At 36.5% G+C, this 4,799-nt stretch carries 6 protein-coding genes; all 6 read left to right on the forward strand.

Going from position 1 to position 4,799, the window contains the following annotated elements:
- Positions 1–334 (forward strand): anaerobic ribonucleoside-triphosphate reductase (gene nrdD, locus CI949_RS16965; protein ID WP_290768530.1); only part of this gene is annotated, 334 nt, incomplete at its 5' end.
- Positions 335–1,033: an anaerobic ribonucleoside-triphosphate reductase activating protein gene (locus tag CI949_RS16970; RefSeq protein ID WP_290768531.1), complete on the forward strand. Its 699-nt coding sequence runs from the start codon at positions 335–337 to the stop codon at positions 1,031–1,033.
- Between the two features lie 111 nt (positions 1,034–1,144).
- Complete coding sequence (nrdD, locus tag CI949_RS16975) at positions 1,145–1,273, forward strand: anaerobic ribonucleoside-triphosphate reductase (RefSeq protein ID WP_108142558.1); 129 nt, start codon at positions 1,145–1,147, stop codon at positions 1,271–1,273.
- A gap of 198 nt (positions 1,274–1,471) precedes the next feature.
- On the forward strand, positions 1,472–4,006 hold the full coding sequence (locus CI949_RS16980; protein WP_290768533.1) for a diguanylate cyclase: 2,535 nt from the start codon (positions 1,472–1,474) through the stop codon (positions 4,004–4,006).
- 155 nt (positions 4,007–4,161) lie between these two features.
- Positions 4,162–4,362, forward strand: a complete 201-nt coding sequence (locus CI949_RS16985; protein ID WP_202943531.1) for a cold shock domain-containing protein — start codon at positions 4,162–4,164, stop codon at positions 4,360–4,362.
- Between the two features lie 125 nt (positions 4,363–4,487).
- Positions 4,488–4,799: transposase zinc-binding domain-containing protein (locus CI949_RS16990; protein ID WP_290768535.1), on the forward strand; the 312-nt coding region annotated here is incomplete at its 3' end.

Below are 4,799 nucleotides of genomic sequence, written 5' to 3' on the forward strand. Positions count from 1 at the left end.
AATTGAAATAGAAGATAATGAATTTTATGATTTAACAACAGAAAAAAACCATAATTATTTAGCTGGAAATAGAACAATGGTTTTTATTCATAATACGGTACTCCACGGATTTCTAGGGGAGAAAATAGATTCCATCAAAGCCACTAAAAAACTGGTTAAAAGAATTGCTGAAAACTTTAAACTTCCCTATTATACCCTGACTCCATCATTCAGCATCTGTCCGGTTCACGGCTATCTGCCGGGAGAGCATGAGTACTGTCCTAAATGTGAGGCAGAAGCAGAGGCGGAAGAAAACCGCAGAGAGAAGCTTAAAGCAGAAAGTGAAGTTGAATAAATGAGACTGGCCGGATTACAGAAAACATCGGTTATCGATTTTCCCGATCAAATTTCGGCGGTTGTCTTTACTCAGGGCTGCAACTTTTACTGCCCTTACTGCCATAACAGTCAGCTGATTCCAATGAAAATTCCAGCTGAGCAGGAGTTGATGCCGGAAGATTATTTTTTCGACTTTCTTAAACAGCGGAAGGATCTGCTGGATGGAGTGACAATCACTGGAGGAGAGCCGCTGCTGCAGCCAGATTTAAAAAAGTTTATGCAGAAAATAAAACAGGATTATGATCTTTTAATTAAGCTGGACACCAATGGCAGCAGCTCGTCTAAGCTAAAAGAGCTGCTGGAGGCTGGGCTGATCGATTATCTAGCAGTTGATATAAAGTTCAGCTGGTCCAACTACGATGAGCTGGCTCCAGAGGGACTGGTTGCAGAAATTAAAAAATCTGTTGAGCTGATTATTAATTCTGATTTAGACTATGAATTCAGAACCACCGTGGTTCCCGGTCTGCATAACACTGAAGAAATTAAAGAAATTTCCCGTCAGATTGAAGGGGCAAAAAAATATTATATCCAAAATTTCAGACCGGTAAATACACTGGCACCTGAACTGAGAAATTCACGTTCTTTTGCTCCTTCAGAGCTAGATGAATTTAAACTGGAGGCTGAAAAGAACCTGGCTGATGTCCAAATTAGAGATTGAATTTGAGCCGGCAGTGCTGCCGGCAGCTGTCTATTTTCAGTGTAGAAAGGGAGACAGCAAATATATTGGTAGCTTAAGATAAGAAAAATTAATTTAAGAGGAGGCATTAAAATGGCTAAAAAACAAAAGTGTGAGGTTTATTCTCGAGTTGTGGGGTATCTTTCCCCGGTATCTGAATGGAATAAGGGTAAAAAAGAAGAATTTAAAGATCGCAAAACTTTTAAATACAGTGAAAAATAAGGAAGTGACGGGATCTGTCGAAAAATAGTATAATTTAACTAATTAGTATTTTTAAGGGGCTATCATCATGGTAGTCCCTTTATTTTTTTCCTTTTTTGCAGGAATTTACATATTGAGCGAGAAAAGAATTAAGTGAACAGTTTTAATAATGAAATACTTTTTAAAAGAAATTTATTTTTTAGTGGAAGGGTGTAGAAATTGCAGGTAGAAAGAAAACAATGTCAGAGTTCAGATGAGTTAATAAAATTTTTTAAATCATTAAAAGATGATCCTGCTCAGGTAGTACAGGTTTTTTCAGCCAGATCTGAGTTAGTAAATAAAAAATTAATAGCTGCTTTTAACCGCTATTTACCCCTTTCCACATTAATGGGTGCCAGTGCAGAAGAAGTAATCTCTGAAAACAAAGTTAGACTAAGTTCCTTAAGCGCTGTGGCAATGCGCTTTGAAAAAAGCAGTTTTAAACTTCTGCGAACCGAGTCTAAAAGTATAGAAAATGCCAGATTAATTATGGAAGAGATTGAAAAGGACACTAAGGCAATAATAATCTTTTCTGATGACCAGTATAATAACGGGGATCTGCTGGTTAAAGAGCTAAATAAGTGCAGTTTTAAACCTGTAATTGCAGGCGGTCAGGCAGCTTCGGGCGCTGAAAATGATTCAGGTTATGTTTTCGATAAAACTGGGATAATAAAAAAAGGCAGTCTGGCTTTGATTTTAAATGGAAGCCAGCTGAAGGCAAACTGGAATTACAGTATGGGCTGGGACAGCATCAGCCGCGAAATGGAGATCACCAGAGCAGAAAATCAGGTGGTTTACGAACTTGACGGCAGAAATATTTTTCAGGTATATTCTGAATTTCTGGGTGAGGATATTAAAAGTAAACTTCCTTCTGCTGCAGTTACAAAATTTCCGCTGGTTTTTAATCGTGGTTTTAAAAATGCCCGCTCTGCTATTGAGGCAGTAGATGATGGAATTAGATTTTCGGGAGAGCTTAAAGTAGGAGATAGAGTTAAAATTTCCTATGGGAGTTTAAATAAAATTTTAGCAAATTCAATGCGGCTCCAAAAAAAGCTTGACTTTCACCCTGAGATTTCATTAATTTATTCCTGTTCCGGCAGAAGTCAGTATTTAAAGTCCCTGGATTCGAATTTAGGTGAAGAAATTAAAGTTGTTCCTTCTCCTAAGGCTGGTTTCAGTACTAATGGAGAGTATGGAATTATAGACAGCAGCTATGAGTATTTAAATATTACAACCACAGTACTTTACTTAAGCGAAAAGAAGGAAGTTGTACATAAAAAGATTGAATTTGATACAGAAAAACCAGATCTAAAAATAGAGCATCTTTTTCACTTATCAAAAAAAGTTGTTTCGGAGCTGGAAATGATCAATGATAAGATGCGGAAAGCCAATCAGGCGACTGGAAACCATAAAGTTGAAGAAACAGCGGCCAGCCTTTTTAAAATGATTTTTGAAAACCAAAATTACACAGGTGGGATAGTGCTCAAAGAGGCCGAAAACCTTACCAAAATTTATCTTGATGATAGTCTGGGAGTAGAGGCTTATAACACATTTAAGGCCTTCTGGCAGCAGCGGCCGCAAAAAATTAGCAGCCGAAATAATATCCTCGGTTTTAAAAACGCTTTTTTAATTCCTCTAACTGAAGAAGTGGAAGCTCTGCTGATTATTTTAAGTGATGAAATTGACCTTTATGATATTAAAAAGAACCATCTATTTATAGAGCAGATTCCAAATTATTTAAAAAAAGCAATTTTATATGAGAGTTTAGAAAGAAACTTAGCCAGCCTTTCAACCCTGGAGCAGACTTCTGATTTTCTCTATTCTACTCTTGATCTGGACCTACTTTACGAAAGGATTCTGGATATAATTGTGGGTACAATGGGAATGTCAGCTGCAGTTATCTTCAAAAGAGATGAAAATCAGTTAAAAATGGTGAAAAATATAAATGTCAAAGAAAACAGCGAGCTGTATTTTTATTTGAAGGGCCATTATAAAGAAATTGCTGCTTCAGATCAAATTTTGATAGAAAATGAAGTTGATTTATTTGAAGATATTCAGACTTCAATTGCTATACCGATTAATCTAAACGATTATCAGGGAATATTATATGCAATGCAGTCTAAGTATCAGCAGTTAATTAATGAAAACCAGAAAAAGTTTATCAGAACTCTGGCTAATCAGATCCGGGTCAGCATTCGTAATGCTTTAAATCACAATAAGGTAAAAAGGCTTTCGGTAACTGATGGGCTGACCAACCTCTACAATCACTCTTACTTTCATAATCAGCTGCAGGAGAAAGCAGGAGAAAAGTATTCGGTGGCAATTATGGATATAGATAATTTTAAGGATTTCAATGATCACTACGGCCATCAGGCAGGAGATCAGGTGCTGCGAAAATTATCGGAGGTTTTAAAGTCGGAAATTAGAGAAGATGATATTGTGGCCCGCTATGGGGGAGAAGAGTTTGTAGTCTACTTTAATCTGGTTGATCAAAATACTCTCTCCAGAGTAATTAATCGCTTGATGCAGAAAATTAGAAATTTGGAAGTTGAATTTGAAAATCAGAAGCTTAAGGTTACTGTTTCAATTGGAGTTGCTGTCAATCAGGAAGGGAAATATTCAGCAGAAAAGCTAATTAAACAGGCAGATACCGCTTTATATATTGCTAAAGGTGCGGGAAGAGACATGGTTAAGTTTTACAGGAATTTAGAATAACTGGGCTGGAAATTTGAATTAAATTGTCGATAAACTCTCAGCAATAAACCCTTGAAATGGATTTCTTCTTATGCTATAATAATTATCGATGGGTGAAGTTTTAACTGAACGAACCCCAAATATAGAATTATTCCTAGGGGGAATGAATTAATATGATTTACACAGGTAAAGTAAAATGGTTTGACGCGAAAAAAGGTTATGGTTTCATTGAAAGAGAAGATGGCGACGATGTATTTGTACACTTCTCAGCTATTGAGGACGAAGGTTTCAAGACACTTGAAGACGAACAAGAAGTAGAATTCGAAATCGTTGAAGGCGACCGCGGTCCACAAGCTGAAAACGTTGTTAAGTTATAGAGTTTAAAACTGTATAAACTGAGACAACTTACCCCGTCCAGGGTTCTGGGCGGGGTTTTATTCTTTATATAGGAAATTATGCTTTTGCAGGAATGTGGATAAATTTGTAGAAGGATAAAAATATTATGAGCCCAAAACAAAGAGGAAAGCACATTAAAGTTAAAACAATATTGAATGATCACTGGGAAGTGTTTAAGATTAAACATCTTCCAGGTAGAGTGCCTGCTGATATGTTAAACCATGTAATTGATCAGGTAGAAAAATCAATGAAATGTGGTAATCCAGAGAATGGTTATGCTAAATATAAATGCCTGGACTGTGGTGAAGAGCATATTGTTAGCTTCAGCTGTAAAAGTAGGTTCTGCTCTAGATGTGGTAAAGTTTATGTAGATAAATGGGTAGACAAACAGGTTGATATGATCTTAGATGTCAGCCAT

The sequence above is a fragment of the Halanaerobium sp. genome (assembly GCF_003070835.1).

Bases quoted from the DNA above. Each gene is read 5' to 3' on its own strand.
- CI949_RS16970 (WP_290768531.1), top strand. From the start codon at position 335: ATGAGACTGGCCGGATTACAGAAAACATCGGTTATCGATTTTCCCGAT.
- nrdD (WP_108142558.1), top strand. From the start codon at position 1,145: ATGGCTAAAAAACAAAAGTGTGAGGTTTATTCTCGAGTTGTGGGGTAT.